This is a genomic window from Pseudomonas sp. GW821-FHT09C09, assembly GCF_059418105.1.
Genome location: NZ_JBWKPF010000001.1, coordinates 706,288 through 721,150 on the forward strand (window position 1 = coordinate 706,288; position 14,863 = coordinate 721,150).

A 14,863-nucleotide genomic window follows, 5' to 3' on the forward strand; every position below is an offset into this window, starting at 1 on the left:
TCAGGCCACCGCCCGGGACATGACGTACAAGGCGTCACGCACGGTCATCGAGTCGTCTTCGAGGGTGCGCAGGTGCACCCCCGCCACATCCGGTTGCGCATCGAGGCGCGCCGGGGCGTGCAGATAAACGTTGAACGCACGTTCGCTGGTAGAGGCTTGCAGTTGCCGTTCGCGACCGATCAGCGCGTTCAATGCCGCATCGCTGTCGCTGCCGCCCACCGAACGTACCGATGCCCAGCGCCCTTCCCTTGCCAGCAGCAACACGCTGCGTTGCGGCTCGGCGACCACGAACAGGAAGTCGCCGGCGTCGAGGCTTTTGTCGAAGCGGTTGAAGGCGCTCATCAGGTACGGTTGCACCGAACGCAGACGCAGGTTGCGACCGCTGACCAAGGAGCGCAGACGTTCCAGCAGATCCTGCGGCAAGGCGCTGGCGATCCGATCGTGACCGGCGGGCTCGGCGGATAGCACCAGGCTCCAGGGCTGGGTCGGCACGCCGAACAGGTCTTCGAAACACAGTTGGGCGAAGCCGCGCAGTTCTTCAGGGCTGCTGATCTGCTCGCTCCACGGCACCAGGCAGAAACGGCTGAAATGCCCGGAGATCACCACGCTCAGTTCCGAGCCTGCACGGGCGTGTTCGCCGAGCAGACGGTCGAGGGTGTCCAGCGCCACCGCGTAACTGTGGAAGCCTTCATCGATGTAACCGACGCTGCCCAGCCACAGGGTTTCGTTGCCCCGGCGCTGGCCGAGGCCGACACCGCTGGCGCCGAGCACGGCGACAAATTGATCACGCGATAAAAGTGACACGATTGATCTCCTCCAGCGTGGTCCGACCGTGCTCCACCAGCTCCAGCGCCGATTCGCGCAACAGACGCAAACCACGAGAACAGGCCAGGGCCTTGATCCGGGTGATGGGTTGGCGCTCGACGATCATCTGCCGCAGTTCGTCGTCCAGGTGCAGCAGCTCGGCAATTGCCGTACGCCCGCGATAACCGCTGCCCCGGCAGTGGCCGCAGCCCTTGCCGTGGACGAAGTGGTAATGGCCGACCCTGTGCGGGTCGAGGCCGGAGGCACGCAGTTCCTCGTCGCTCGGAGTAGCCGGTGCGCTGCAGTGGCTGCACACCAGGCGGATCAGGCGCTGGGCGAGAATCGCGTTGAGCGCCGAGACCAGGCTGTAGGGGTCGATTTCCATTTGGGTGAAGCGGCCAATCACGTCGAACACGTTGTTGGCGTGGATGGTGGTGAACACGAGGTGCCCGGTGAGCGCCGATTGCACGGCGATCTGTGCGGTGTCCGGGTCGCGGATTTCGCCGACCATGATCTTGTCCGGGTCGTGGCGCAGGATCGAGCGCAGGCCACGGGCGAAGGTCAGGCCTTTTTTCTCGTTGACCGGAATTTGCAGCACGCCGGGCAGCTGATATTCCACCGGGTCTTCGATGGTGATGATCTTGTCCACGCCGTGGTTGATCTCGGTGATCATCGCGTACAGCGTGGTGGTCTTGCCGCTGCCGGTGGGGCCGGTCACCAGCACCATGCCGTAGGGTTCGGCAGCCAGGCGACGCAACTGGCGCAGGGTTTCGTCTTCAAAGCCCAGCGCTTGCAGCTGCACGCCGCAAACCTTGTCGGCCAGGTCCTGTTTGTCCAGCACCCGCAGCACCGCGTCTTCGCCGAAGATGCTCGGCATGATCGATACCCGGAAGTCGATCTGCCGGCCACTGATGCCGATCTTGAAGCGACCGTCCTGGGGCACGCGTTTTTCGCCGATATCCAGCTCGGCCATGACCTTGACCCGCGAGATCACCTGCTCGGCGAACTCGCTGCCCTGGATCTTGCTGATGTTGTTGAGCACGCCGTCGATCCGGTACTTGATCACCAGACCGTTGCCGGTGGTGCCGAGGTGGATGTCGCTGGCGTGCATTTTCAGTGCGTCGTAGAGGGTCGAGTTGACCAGTTTCACCACCACGCTTGAGTCTTCGCTGATGCTGGTCAGCGACAGGCTTTGCAGGGTGTCGACCTCGCTGCCGGCGTCGGCCTGGGCGTTGAGCGATTCGACGGCGTGGAAGCTTTCTTCATGGCGGGCCAGATAGGCCTTGAGGTCGTCGGCGTGCACCAGATAGAGCGGCGCGCCGTGCAGGCATTCGTCGATCCAGGCCAGGCGCGAGGTGTCGAAGGGGTCGGCGAACACACCGATGACTTCGTCGTTGTGCCGCAGCAGGATGAATTCACGTTTGAGGCATTGTGCGAGGGTGACTCGGTCGAACACCGGGGTCGCCTGGAACAGCGTGTCGGTGTCGAGCACCGGGTAATGCAGGGTGGCGCCGAGGCTGGCAATGAACGGCATCGGCGCCAGTTCGCAAAGGACATTGAGTGCGTCGAGCACCCGTTCCCCGCAAGTGCCGGCCCGCGCCCGGGCCTGGGCCAGTTGTTCACTGGAGAAGCGTGTCGGGGCACACGCAGGCTGCAACGCATCGACGACAACGGACAGACGTTCCATGGCTTGCTCTCCAACACCCGGGGCTTGAGGCCCTGACGGCGCGGGAGGCGAGTTCGGCGAGTGCCGGAACGTCTATCGCGCCATTACTCCCCGGTGAGCATTTGATCGTCGTCCGGTGCCATGACCTCCGACCGGTTTCGTCGGCGGTCCGCCAGCACCCAACTGCCATCGTACAACTGCAACGGGAAGCTCTCGGTCCTGCTCTGGCGTCGTTCGACGAAGCCTTCGGATGGGCTCGCACCGGGTTTCGCTTCGCGCTGGATCCCCAGAAGGTCGCAGACAGCTCGGGCCAGTTCCGCCAAGGGAAACGGTTTGAACAGGATGTGACTGACCCCCAGTTGCCGCGCCCGCTCACAGACTTCAGCGGTCGGGTGACCCGTTATCAGCACGAAATGACACGTCCTGTTCTGGCGGACCGCGTCGAGCACCTCGAACCCTTCCATATCGGGCAAGCGGTAATCGAACACCAGCACGTCGGGAGCGAAGGTCTCGGCCTGGCCGATTCCGTCTGCGCCGTCATGTGCAATCCGGACGTCCAGCCCTTGCGCCGACAGATAATCCTGAAGGTTCTGTGCAAGCAGCAGTTCGTCTTCGACAACCAGTACTTTGTTAACCAAGGTGAACTCCTTGCAGCTACAAATCCGGCCTCTTCACATCAACTGCCCGAACCTGCTGGAGTGCGCCTCACAAGAGGTAACGCACACTTCATGCCAGGCCGAGTGCCGGTAAATTTTGGTCTTCATGTCCTTGAATTTGATGACAATGCCCGCTCGTCCCGGTCCCCCGTTCCCCAGAAACGGGGAAGCACCTGAATGGGCATCGAAGCCATTCCCCACTATTGGGGGGGAACCTTCAATCGTCGTCAATTCGTTCGATCCTGTTCTGCGCCCGCAATTGCGCGAGCACCTGGCGACGAGCCAGGGCCTGTTGCTGTCGGGCACGCTGTACCCGGACTGTTGCAAGCCCCTGCACCTCTGGGACATCGGCTGCCTCCAAGTGGTTCGGCAAATAAATCAAATGCCAGCCGAATGGCGAGCGCACGGCATCGCTGGCGAACGTTGCGCCCTCGACCACGGAGGCGCGCATCTGCATCAAGCGTAGACGCGCCGCCGCGTCTGTGGCGGCATCGGCACCCGGCGCCACGCGAACCAGCAGATGCCGGGCCTGCAAGGTGTTTGCGCGGATCAACGCGGCGAACATCTGCTGCGCCGCCAGTTCGCGACGGGTGTACTCGGTGAACGAGGCCTCGTCGAACCCCGCATCCTGCAAGCGCCGCATAAACTTGTCGCTACCACCGATGGCGACGCGGATCTGCGAAACCTGTTGCTGCACCGCTTGATCATCGACCTTCAGGCCACGTTTTTGCGCCTCCTGCCACAGCAGTTCCTTGTCGATCAGCGTGTCCAGCGCGGCCTGGCGCAGCTGTTTATAGGCCTTGGGACTGCGGATGCTCGCGACGGCGCGGCCCCGGTCTTCCAGGTATTCGGCGAAAAACCGTTCCAGACGATACTCGGAAATCACCTCGCCGTTGACCCGCGCCGCCACCGGTTCCGTATTGGCGAACGCGATCGGCAACCAGCATGCCAGCAGCCACAACACGCTTTTGAGCTTCATGATCAAGGCCTCCGTTCAGGGGCTCGCGAGAATCGGTTTGTAGGGCGCAACCAGATAGAAACGCTGATCGGGCAAATCCACGGTGACCACATGCGCCCCGCTCAGGCCCGATCGTCGCCCGGGGCCGAAGCTGAGGCGCGGGGTCAGGCCGGTGTCGAAGTCGTGCAGGCTTTCGAGGGCCGTCACCATTTTTTCGCGGCTGGCGTCGCGCCCGGCCTGCTTCATGGCTTCGCTGAACAGCAGCATCGAGGCGTAGGCGCCGACTTGCAGCACCGCATGCTGCGCGCCGAGGCCCTGATGTTCGCGCAGCAGGGTCAGGGCCATGCGCCCGGCCTGGGTCCAGTCGCTGGGCACAAAGGGATAGGCCAGGAAGACGCGCCGGGAAAAGCCCTCGGGCACTTGCATCAAATCACCCGCCACCTGGCCCGACGTCGCGAACAGATACGGCACTTGCCCGGCATGCTGCAGCCCCGCCGCCAGCTGACTGAAACCGCTGCCGCTGCCCAGGTAGAACACCGAACGCGAGCCCAGCGGCAAGCTGTCCGCCGCCGGGTCGTAGGCCTGTAGCCGGACCTTTTGCCAGCCGTGATCCTGCAAGTACTGCCCCAGCGCCTGTGCGGCCTGCACCTGGGTCGGGTCGTCGGGATAAGCGATCAGCGTCGGTCCTTGCAGCACTTTCAGGCTGGCGGTGGCGTAATCGGCCAGGGCGATCAACTGCTCGCGCAATCCCGGCAGCGGTTCGAAAATCTGCGCACTGGCCTGCACCGAACCCATCAAGGACAGCGGCCCGATCAGGGGCAGACCGGCCTCTTCCAGGCGCGGTGCCAATTCGTTGTCCAGCGCCGGAGCCAGCGGAGCAATCAGCGCGAAGACCTTTTCCTCGTCGATCAGCCGTTGCAGGGCCTGTTCGGCGCTGGCGCGATCCGGCCCTGGATCGACCACGGTCAGGCGCAACTGCCGGCCATGAATGCCACCGGCCTGATTGATCCGCGCCACGCTGCCGTTGAGCACCGCCGCGACGGTGGCGCCCTCCTCGGCCAGCGGCCCCTGGCTCGGCAGCAAGGTGCCCAGGTGCAAGGTCTGGTCATCGAGCCCCGGATCGCGATCGTCGGCCAGTCGCTTGAGATAAGCGGTGAGGTTGCGCTGATCCTTCATCGACAGCAGAAAGCGCGGCATGCTCGGGTCGAGCCGATTGTTGCCGGAGTCACGCCCCTCCTGAATCACCCGCGCCAGGCTGCTGTCGGTGTACGCCGGGTAGCTGCGCCCGTTGATCTGCTGCTGACCGTGGGTGCTGGTCAGCCGCGACCAGTTCAACTCCGGCGGACGCACCCCGCCTTCGGGTCGGCCGAGACCGTCGGCGCCGTGGCAGTTGGCGCACGGCAGGCTCGTGGCCGGCAGCAACACGTCCGCCGCGCCGACCCGCGCCATGATCGCCTCGCCGCTGGCCGACTGGCCTTCGCGGTACAGGCGCTTGCCGGCGCTTTCTTCATCGGTCAGCGGCAACGCAGCCGCGCCGAGGCTGACGCCAGCGAGCAGAATCAGGGCGAGGACGCGGTCGACTTTCATGGTGCGGACTCAGCGATCGGCCACGGGCATTGTCAGCAACTGCAAGCGCTGGGCAATGGCGGCGGCCGGGGCATCGGGACGGATCTTGCTCCAGCGTTTGTTGGCGACATCGCCGACGATCAACTGGGTCGAGTGCTGCTCCGGCGTCGGCACGATCTGGCCGATGCGACCGAGCACCAGATCCATCTGCGCCTCGTCGCCGGTAAGGAAAAGCCAGTGAGGGTCATCGGCGCCCTGCTTCAAGGTGTAAGCCTTGAGCACCGCCGGCGTGTCGCGCAGCGGATCACTGGTAAGGGAAATGAAGGTGACGCCTTCGGCCTTGTCGCCCAGCAGCTCGCGGACTTCCTTGAGCTTGCGCGTGATCAGCGGACAGGCGTCGTTGCAACTGGTGAAAATGACGTTGAGCAGCACCACACGGTTTTGCAGGGCGTCACTGTAGAAGCGCTGAGTGTTGCCGTGCTGATCCAGCAACGGCGTGTCGGTGAACCAGGTTTTTGCGTCGTGGGTGCCTGTGGCCGGCGCGGCGGCAACCGTTGCCGGGGCCTCGGGCGCATGGCCTTCGTGGGCGAATGCCACCGTGCTGAAAATACAGAAGCAAATCATCAGGGTGACCCAGTCGAGCATTCTCATGGCTGTTGCTCCATGGCAATCGCGGTGTGTCTGGCGTGGGTGCGCAGGCCGCTGAGTTTTTCCACTTCCTTGGCCAGCAGCGCCGGGTCGGTGAAACCGTAGTAGCGCATCCAGTGGCGGCTGTTGCCGTCACCGACGAGGATCAGCGGCTGGTGATTCTTGAAGTCACCGCTGAAACTGCCGAGCCCCTTGAGGGTGGCGTTGATCGATTGCGGCGTCCCCGTCAGCCAGCTCCAGCCCGGCCCGCGCTGGAAAGAGCGGGCATAATCCTGCAAACGTTTCGGGTCGTCGCGCTGCGGGTCGATGCTGATCGACACCAATTGCACTTCGCCGCCGACCCGCGAACCCAGCTGTTTCTGCACCTTGCCCATGATCGACGAGACCACCGGGCAAACCGTGGTGCAGCTGGTGTAGATGAAACTCATGACGACGATTTTGTTGTGCACCAGATCCTGTTCCAGGCGCACGGTCTTGCCGTTCTGGTCGAGCAGCGGCACGTCGACGAATTTGACCTGGGTGTGTTCCTGGGTGCTGGCGGCCGGCGCCTTGTGCCCCGCGTGTTCGTCCGCCGAATGGGCTCGGGCCTGATGAATGCCGGCGGCCAACAGACACAGGGTCAGCAGGCCGGATAATGTGAATCGGTTCATGGCGTTGTCCTCGTCACTGAGTCTGGCCGGGCAGCACCCGGACACTGGCAAAGGTCTTGTCGTCGAAACCGGCGCCCAGCGATGCCGCGCGCACATGCAGGTACCAGGCGCCGCTGCGGTCCAGGGTCACCGGGGCTTCGTACACACCGTCGGCGACTTCCAGCGCCGCCACTTCACGGGGCCGCGACGTCGGCGCGAGGAAGTAGCGCAACTGCACGTCTTTCACGCCCGTGCGCTGCACCTTCTGTTTGCCTTCGACGATGCGGAACCGCACCACGTACGGGTCATTGAGCGCCACGGCAGCCTTGCCCGGCAGGAACTCGACTGTCGGCGGCCCGACGTGTTTTTCAGCCGCGCCGTCGGACTCCACCTGCGCGCTGAAGCAATGAATGATGTTCGGCTGGTTGAGCAGGAACGCCACGTCGAAACGCCCCGCCGCCGGCAGTTTCACCCGGGCGCTGTACAGCCCCGGCGACACCTCGCGCAGGCTGCGGTCGACCACCATGGCCGCACGTGCGACCTGCCCGCGATTGGGGTAACCGGACATCGGCGCGTTCATGCCTTCGGCGTAGAAATAGGTGGTGTTGTCCACCGGGTTGACCACGAACACCGCGTTGTCGTCCCGCGACACGGCGAGGCTCGACGCCAGCGGCAGATCCCCGGCCAGCCGCGGCGGCTGCGGCCCGGCCTCGAAACCCTGGCTGATCGGCTGCCGCCCTTCGCCGAGTGAGGCGAGGTTGATCATGGTGACCTTGGGCGACGCCAGCCCGCGCACGTAGGCGTAGGCCTTGGTGAACACCACTTGCCAGGGTTCGGCCGAGACGTCCAGATCATGGATCGCTGAGTCAGTGGCCGCATCGATGACCGTGGCGCGATTCTCTACCGTATTCAGCACCACGCCGAAGCGGCCATCGGCACTGAAGCCCATCGGGCCGAGGCCCTGTTGCAGTTTGATCACCCGCCGCACGGCGCGGCTGTTGCTGTCGATCACCGTGACGGTGCCGTCCTTGCCATCGGCTACATACACCGCGCCGGACAGCGGCGAGTACGCCACCGACAACGGGCTGGAGCCGGTTTTGACCTGTTGCAGCAGGCTCAGGCTGGCGATGTCGATGACGCTCAACGTACCGTCGTCGCGGTTGCTGATGAAGGCGAAGCGGCTGTCCTTGCTGAAAGTGATTTCGTGGTGGCCGCGGCCGGTCGCCAGATGCTTCAGCGGTTTCAGACTTTGGGCATCAATCACCGTGACACCGGACTCTTCACCTTTGCTCGCGTTGTTGCCGACCCACAGCAGACGTTCGTCCGGTTGCAGCGCGACCCGCACCGGTTGGCTGCCGGCGGCCACCGAGTCGAGCACCTTGAATTGCTCGCTGTCGATCACCGCCACTTCCCCGGCTGCCGGCATCGACACGAACACGCGTTTGTTGTCCCTGGGCGTGGCCCAGTCCATCGGCGGTTGCTTGAGTTCGATCCGCGCCAGGGTGCTGGTGATGCCGCCGACCGACACCGAAGGATCGATCACCGAAACGCTGGCATCGCGGTTCATCACCAGCAGAAAGTAGCTGTTGAGATCGAGTAGCGGCCGCGCGCCGATGTTGGATTTGAGGAACGTCCCGACCCGGGATTTGCAGCTCTTGTCGCGGCCCTGGGCCTGGTCGGCGGCAACGGTTTCCGGATCGATCCAGGCCCCCGGCGCCACCCCGGACAGCGGCTGGCCGGAGGCGCCTTCGGTGACGCGGAACTGCACGTCGGCGAACTCGCCTTCACGCAGTTTGCCGTCGCGGGCCAGCGGTTGCAGGTTGAACGTGATGGACACGCCGTCGCGGGTCAGCGTCTGCCCCAGGGCAATCTCGCCGAACGTGAGCAGCGCACCTGCGATGGTCAGCAGACACACGCCGATGATGTTGATGATCCTGTTCATGTCGCTCTCCCCTCGACTGCATTTCCGCTATTGGCCCTGAGGTGCCGGCTCGGGCTCATTGGTCACCCGCAACAATCCCCACAACCCCGCTGTGTTGCCGAACGAGGCGTTGTCGCGGAACAGGTAGTCCCCCGCTATCGCGTTGGCCCCGCCGGCGCTTGGCAACATGAAGCTGAAGTGCGCCGCCGGCAGCACGCTCTCCCGGGCGCCGATGTACATCGACATCGGGTTGTAGCCGAACTTCACCGAGCCCACGCCGGGGGTGTTCATCGGGTAGCCGCCGACATCGCTCTTCTCCGACTGGAACGGATTGACCGACCACAGATGCCCGTCGAGCTGGAAGGTCGAACCACGGCTGCCACCGGTAGGCATCAGAATGTGGGTGCGGAACGGTTGCCCCGGTTTGGCGTAGAACACCGGAGTCTGCGGATCACCGCCGACCAGCGCGTTGCTGTAGGCCATGTGCGCGTTGGGCACGTCGCCGTAACCGTGGCCGTCGGCGCGGCCGAACGGTGCGTCCGGTGCCAGGCCGAAGCGGTACCACATCGGTTCAGCCTTGTAGTTGATGGCCATGCCGGCGTTGTCCTTCGGATCGTTCGGTACGCCCATGCCTTCGGAGGCGATGCCTTCGACTGGCCGGCCATTGGCCCAGCGCAGGTTCAGCGCACGCTGCCAGACCATCGCAAAGTCGCGATAGGCCGTCTGCCCCGCCGCCGTCACCGTGGCGCTGACCTTGCGTGCATCGTCGACCCAGGTGGCGCCCACCGGCAGGATGCTCATCGCCCCACCGAGGCCTTTTTGCGGTTGCTTGATCACGTCCGCCGGGGTGAAGTTGAGGCCGCCGAACTCCACCGCCGTGGCGTTGATGTTGTCGACGTTGCGCCCCAATTGCGTGATCGGTTTGCCTTCGCGCTCCAGGTGCCCGGCGTAGTACTGATAGGTACGGGTCGGATACGCACCGGTGCTGCCGACACGCGGCGGCACGGTCTGGATCGGGTTGGCGCCGACGTTCACCCCATCGGATTTGGTGATGTCGTAGGCCAGCAATTGTGCGTGCAGTCCGACATGGCTGGACGGCCGCAGCAGGTTGTTGTTGAAGGTGGTCGAGCCGTCGCCACCGTTGCGGTCACGTTTGACCAGCCCCTGCAGGATTGCGGTCTGCGCCAGGTCCGGCATCACGCTCGGCAAGCGGTTTTCCAGGGTGATGTTGATGCAGTCCCCGGCAGCGGCGCGCAGCACCAGCGGCTCGACGGGAATGCCGGGTTTGAGCTTGCCCGTGGCCGGATCGAGATCCGCCTTGCGCACATACAGGATCGCCGTCGGGTCATGGATCGGCCCGCTCTGACCGCCGATGGTGAGGGTTTCGCCATCCTCGGGATCGGTCACCGTCACCTGCGGAATGCTCACCGGCCGCGAGTTGAACACCAGCGTGCCGCCGGCCGGATTCAACGGCCCGCCAACGTGCTGGCCGAGCCCGGCCGAGTCACCGATGGTCAGCCCCAGCGGGTTGCGCAGGATGTCGTTGGCCAGCGCCGCGACGATTTCATAATTGCGCTGCACGGTGGGCCGGGTGCCGATGCCGTTGGGGTTGGCGCTGATCCGTGGGCAACTGCCTTCGAACGCCACGGTGTTGCGCATGCCGGTGGGTTTCGGGTTGTTCGGCAGCGCGAACAGGTCGTTGCGTTGCGCGGTGTAGTTGCGCATCACGCCCCAGATGCCGTTCCAGTAGCCTTCGATCGAAGCGTCCATCGAGTACAGATAATCCCCGGTGGTCGCGGCCGAACTCGACAGCATCGACACCGGCGCAATGAAGCCCATCTGCTCGGAGATCCCGACCATCTGCGAAGCGCGCCAGCCGGAGTTGGAACTGTTGCCGAACCCGGAACCGCTCTGCAGCCACTTCACGCCGTGCAGGGTGACGTTGTGCTCTTCCTCGTGGCCGCCGGCATGCACCCGCAGCCGCACGTTGTCGCCGGTGTAGGTGCGCAGCATCGGCGTGAACGGATCGCCCGGTTCGGCGCCGCCCTTGTTGATGTGCGGCGGGAACAGCGTGGTGCCACCGGTAGGTCCGGTGGCCGAACTGATCTGGTTCGGCGCCAGGTTCAGCGCCGGGATCGCCCGATCGGTTCGGCTCTGCATGGCGTACGCCAGGTCACCGCCGAGGCCGTCGGCCTGCATGCCGCGCTTGCCGTCCGGGCCGACCTTGTTCGGGTCGAACACCCGCAGGCCCAGCGGTTCGTTACGGTAGTTGACGACGAACATGCCCGGATCATCCACGGAAATCGCCTGCGGGCATGGCCGGCTCGGGCAGCCCGGTTTGATCCCGCCGCGCGCCTCGACCACCGCTTCGAGCAGGTTGCCGGCGTTGTTGCGCACCGGCGGGTTGATCGCGAAGCGGAAGCTGTCGGCCGTGGCCGGGAATGCTTGGGCATTGGGGATGCCGTTCGGTCCGGCGCCCACGTAAACCCCGGCTTCATAGGCGTGCTGGAAATCGCTGTATTCGAGGAAGAACTCGCGGAAGCTGTCATTCAAACCGTCGCCGTCGAGGTCGCCGGTGTTGATCACCGCTTGCCACGACGTCGGCCCGCCATCCTGCCGTGCGCCGCTGTACAGAGACTCGCCGGTTTCGGCGTGGAACCAGGTGGAACCGGCCGGTTCAGCCAGCACCGTGGCGTAGAGGCCGATCTGTTGGTGGGTCGATGGGCCGAGGTGGTCGTGGGTGAAGATCGTGCCCAGGCCGCGATCCACGCCTTTGCTGTTGATCACCGGATCGACGAACCAGCGCTGCATCGCCGTGCGCGCACCCATCCAGTCGCTGCGACCGTACTGGCCGAAGAACGGATGCGCCTTGGCTTTCGGGCAGGCCGGAGTGCCGTCTCGCGGGTCGGTGCCGGCGCACTGGTTGAACTCGCGAATCGCGTGCACACGTTCCTGCACGGCGCCGGGGGAAAGCACACCGTCCTCGTAGTTCCAGCCGTTGGAGGAACCGTCCGCCGCCGTCAGGTCCCACTTCGGCAGGTGAATGTGCTGTCCGATCACGTCGGTCGGGGTGCGCACCTGATAGTCGTCCATCTCGTAGACGGCCGGCACCAGGTTGGTTTGCTGGTATTGCACGCAGTCGAAGGTGTTCATGCGCATCACCAGCGGCTCGGGCGGACGCTGCTTGGTGATCACCGGCCAGGCGTCTTCCCACAGCGCGAGGATGCGGGCTTGCGGGAAGTGATAACCGACCTTGTTGTACACCGCGTCGAACTGGATGTTGGCGGCTTTGTAGACACGTGGCCGGTCGGCGGTGAACGTCGAGGCGCCGACGAAGGACATGCCGTCGATGCGCTCGCCGCTGTTGAATTCGCCGGTGCCGGCGCTGCTGGTCAGGCGCTTTTGCCGGTCGTCCATGCACGGTTCGTAATACGGCGCGCCGGCAATCGGCAGAGCACCGTTGGTGCGGAAAGCCTTGGCCACAATCTGATTGCCGGGCAGCAAGGCAAAACTTGGGTGATCCTTTTTCGCGTGGAACGCCATCGCTGCCTGTTCGACTTCGGTGCCTTCTTCCGGCAGATAAATCGGCTTGGCGCGGGTGACTGCCTTGGAAAAGTCCAGTGACGTGGTCACGGTGAGCGCTTCGCCGCCAGCAGACTTTCCGTCCAGTGCATGACGCGGCAAACCACCGTCCCAGCCGCCGGATTGAGTCGGATCAAGGTTGGCCCACAACGCCTTGCCGCTGGCTTTGAGCGATTGCGCGGTGGCGGCGTCGAGCATGTCCAGCGGTGGGGTCGGCGGACGTTGCCCGACCGAACTCTCCATGCCGCCGATCCAGAACGGATAGCCGGGATTTTTCAGGCTGCCGTCAGCGTTGCGGTTGGCTTCGCTGCGATCCACCAGGGCCAGTGAACCAACAGCCTGGTTGCCAGCGTTGCCGCCGTGGTGATCGTCGTCGCCCTCTTCTTCGTCATCGTCGTCATCGTTGCCGGCGACCATCGTTTCGCCGATTTTCGGCACCACGACGACTTTGCCCGGCATCGGCGCCATGGCTTTGCCCGGCAGCGGCACCACCGCCGGAATGGGCGTACCGGCGATGATTTCGCCATCCGGCAAGGCGCGGGCGCCCGCAGCAGGTTTGCCGCTGCGCAGGGCATAAGGCTCGCTGTGGAAACCGTCGGCACCTTGCTCGGAAACCTCAAGTCTGGTGCCCTCTTCAAACACATCGTGCACCCGCCACATGGCCCACATGCCCTGAGCGAAGTGCGGATAAAAGTGGCAGTGGTAGATCGCATCGCCCGCCACCCGGTTGCGGTTGCCCGAGCCGCCATTGGCGATTTCATAGGTGTAACCGGCGCCCGGGCCGATGCCCTGGGCGTCGACGTAATCGGAGTTGTCATCGTTGGGGTTGAACAGCCACTGGTGGCCGTGCAGGTGGAAGATATGGTGTTCGTACCCGTTGTGGGTGTTGCGGAATTTGACGAAGTCACCGATGTAGCTGTGGGCGACGTTCGACGGCTCCGACGGATACAGCGCCATCGTCGCTTTGACGCCGACCTGATCGGCACGTGGCGTCTGGCCGGGGGCGATGTTCTCAAGCCCGGTGTTGGCCGGCACGTCCACCAGCATCGCCACGTCGCCGACGGTGTGCGAGCTGAGGAAGAATTCTTCGTAGGCGCAGGACAGGCAATCGTGCATCGGCCCCACGCCCAGACGGTTGGCGATCACTTCGGCGCCCATGCCGCCGGCCCCGTAATTGATCATGAACGAATCGCGGGTCGGCTCCAGCACATGGCCCATCACCGGGTCGGCGAAGTACGCCGGGAACGCCTGGGTGACGGCGGTTTCGTCCTGGAACTGCGCGGCGAAATCACGGAATGGCTCCAGCCGGTTGGGCAGCGCCGGGTTGCGTTTGCCCACAGACTCCAGCGGATAAGTGATCGACGGAAAGCTGCCGTCGGGGTTGCTGCCCATGACGATGGCATCGCTTTCGCTGGAGATGATTTCACTGCCGTCGACCATGCTGATGATCGGCGACCCGGCCTTGCCTTCGCGCAGCCACGGCTCGCGCTGCGGATAGCGGGCCTGGTAATCGACGATGGGGTGTCCGGCGGGAGTACGGCCAGTGCTGGCCAGGCGCATTTCTTCTTCGGTGAGGGTGTTGCGGTAAGTGCGGCCGCCCTTGGGCACGACCACCACCTGGGCAAACAGGCCATTGGCATTGTTGCCGGCCGCGCCCTCCCCGCCGAACGTCGCGCCACGACTACTGACATCGAACGCCCCTTCGCGCTCGGCGTACGACAGATAGGAACGGCTGGCACCGGGGGCGACCAGACTGTTGGCGTTGCGCCCGGTGAACGAGGCGATGTCGTCGATGCTGTTCACCGCTTGCAGGCCGTTGACCTGGAAGCCGACATGCCGGTCGGCAACTTGCTCGTCGGCCTTGAAGGCTTCGCCGACGTTGGCGTTTTCCGCTTCGCCCTCGGGCTCGGCGTGATGATTGGGGTTGGCCTGATACGCCAGCAAGTTTTGCAGGTTGATGGTCAGGCAATCCCCCGCCGCCACGCGCAGCACCAGTGGCCGTGGACGCTTGTCCGGGCGCAGCGAGACTTTGCCCGGCACCGCCGAACCGCCCTGGGCCAGTGACCGGTCATGGTCATCGACCACGTCGCGACGCAGGGCGAACATCATGCCGTTGACGTTCTGCGCGCCGAGGCGGTTGAACATCAGCGGCTGATCGAAGGCCACGACGTTGGCCACCAGATTGCGTTCGCAGCGCACGGCGGCGCTGGCCAGTTCGACGCTGAGCATCGAGGCCAGCAACAGCAGCCAGTTCAACAGGGACGGTGCGTGGTGAATGCCAACCATGATCGGAAACCTCGTAGTGGGTGCTCACAGGGAATGATTCTCGACAAACCCGCTGGAGCAATCCGCATGCCACAAAAAATTTCATTACTGCTCAGTCAGTTACACAAGCCACTTGAGAATCCGGGGAAAATTCCCCACCCGATTCCC

General features: G+C 64.4%; 9 protein-coding genes. All 9 read right to left on the reverse strand.

From position 1 onward, the window contains the following. Complete coding sequence (locus AC07NR_RS03455) at window positions 1–804, reverse strand: hypothetical protein (protein WP_495077810.1); 804 nt, start codon at window positions 802–804, stop codon at window positions 1–3. After that, window positions 785–2,491, reverse strand: a complete 1,707-nt coding sequence (locus tag AC07NR_RS03460; RefSeq protein WP_495077811.1) for a GspE/PulE family protein — start codon at window positions 2,489–2,491, stop codon at window positions 785–787. The genes AC07NR_RS03455 and AC07NR_RS03460 overlap by 20 nt, the downstream gene beginning before the upstream one ends. Window positions 2,492–2,574: 83 nt before the next feature. Next, complete coding sequence (locus tag AC07NR_RS03465) at window positions 2,575–3,108, reverse strand: response regulator (protein ID WP_248744534.1); 534 nt, start codon at window positions 3,106–3,108, stop codon at window positions 2,575–2,577. A 235-nt stretch (window positions 3,109–3,343) separates the two neighbouring features. After that, on the reverse strand, window positions 3,344–4,105 hold the full coding sequence (locus AC07NR_RS03470) for a SurA N-terminal domain-containing protein (RefSeq protein ID WP_495077812.1): 762 nt from the start codon (window positions 4,103–4,105) through the stop codon (window positions 3,344–3,346). A gap of 15 nt (window positions 4,106–4,120) precedes the next feature. Beyond that, the gene (locus tag AC07NR_RS03475; RefSeq protein WP_495077813.1) at window positions 4,121–5,671 is read right to left on the reverse strand and encodes an ABC transporter substrate-binding protein; all 1,551 of its coding nucleotides are present in this window, start codon (window positions 5,669–5,671) and stop codon (window positions 4,121–4,123) included. 9 nt (window positions 5,672–5,680) lie between these two features. Further along, window positions 5,681–6,301, reverse strand: coding sequence for an SCO family protein (locus AC07NR_RS03480; RefSeq protein ID WP_495077814.1), 621 nt, complete (start codon window positions 6,299–6,301; stop codon window positions 5,681–5,683). Beyond that, window positions 6,298–6,948, reverse strand: a complete 651-nt coding sequence (locus AC07NR_RS03485) for an SCO family protein (protein ID WP_495077815.1) — start codon at window positions 6,946–6,948, stop codon at window positions 6,298–6,300. The genes AC07NR_RS03480 and AC07NR_RS03485 overlap by 4 nt, the downstream gene beginning before the upstream one ends. 13 nt (window positions 6,949–6,961) lie before the next feature. Further along, window positions 6,962–8,869, reverse strand: coding sequence for a YncE family protein (locus tag AC07NR_RS03490; protein WP_495077816.1), 1,908 nt, complete (start codon window positions 8,867–8,869; stop codon window positions 6,962–6,964). A 27-nt stretch (window positions 8,870–8,896) separates the two neighbouring features. Then, a complete protein-coding gene (gene mnxG, locus AC07NR_RS03495; protein WP_495077817.1) occupies window positions 8,897–14,716 on the reverse strand; it encodes a manganese-oxidizing multicopper oxidase MnxG in 5,820 nt (1,939 codons plus the stop codon). Window positions 14,717–14,863: the final 147 nt, after the last annotated feature.